Below are 487 nucleotides of genomic sequence, written 5' to 3'. Positions count from 1 at the left end.
TCTGCGGATTGATGGAAATTTCCTGGTATCCGTTCTCACCCCGAAGCTCCCGCTGATACTGAAGCTCAAGACCGTCGAAGCCGACGAACTCATCATCTTTATAGGTAAGCCCCGCTGTCGGATGCTTTTTCATTGCAGTCAGAATGTTCTGGTAAATACCAAGACTGTTGGAATTCTTGAACAGCTTGACATACCCAACCGTCTGCACCGCCACCGTATCCTTATCGTAATGCCGCACATTCTCTTCCACGACCTCCAGGCCGGGATATTGATCCTTATGCTCCATAAAATAAGCGACTTCCTTGGCGGACAGCCCCACCTTGATCCGGCGAGGTGTATAGCCGTTGTACTTTCTGAACTTCAAGTCGAGCGAGTCCTTTACCTCTTCCACCGTCATCTTTTTCTCGCTCGGGTCGCCAAGCTGATTAAATTTTTCCACCAGATTCGCCGCCAGCTTGTTCACATTCGCCTTGGCTTCAGGAGTATA

1 pseudogene is annotated in these 487 nt (G+C 49.7%); it reads right to left on the bottom strand.

The features are described 5' to 3' along the window. A pseudogene (locus L691_RS29240) lies at positions 1-487 on the bottom strand (penicillin-binding protein 2); the annotation flags it as partial.

Origin of the sequence: Paenibacillus zanthoxyli JH29 (assembly GCF_000520715.1) — a bacterium.
Classification (GTDB): Bacteria; Bacillota; Bacilli; order Paenibacillales; family Paenibacillaceae; genus Paenibacillus_AQ; species Paenibacillus_AQ zanthoxyli.
This window is presented reverse-complemented; position numbering and strand designations above follow the sequence as displayed.